1 pseudogene is annotated in these 285 nt (G+C 50.5%); it reads left to right on the forward strand.

Annotation, left to right across the window (positions count from 1 at the left end):
• Nucleotides 1–285: pseudogene (locus RTW80_RS28860) on the forward strand (hypothetical protein); the annotation flags it as partial.

Consider the following 285-nt stretch of genomic DNA (forward strand, 5'->3'; position numbering starts at 1 on the left):
GGTACGGGCAGCGGCTGATAACCCAGCGGGAGAAGGAAGCAGCAGCGACAAAGCGAGAATCTGAGCTTTATTTTATTTCCACTCAGCTGGTATTTCGCCTCGAACGATTTGCCCAGGGATGCGCGGAGGTGGTTAATGATGAAGGGTTTGAAGATGATAAAGGGTACACACGTACTGGTATTAGCGCTGAGCCATTCTCAACAGAGGATATTGACGGTGACTGGCGGGTACTACCCAGCAGGATTCTTTACCGTATTCGTGAACTGTCAGTGCTGATCCCAGAAG

The sequence above is a fragment of the Escherichia sp. AM3 genome (genome assembly GCF_032029835.1).
In the GTDB taxonomy this organism is placed as follows: Bacteria; Pseudomonadota; Gammaproteobacteria; order Enterobacterales; family Enterobacteriaceae; genus Escherichia; species Escherichia coli.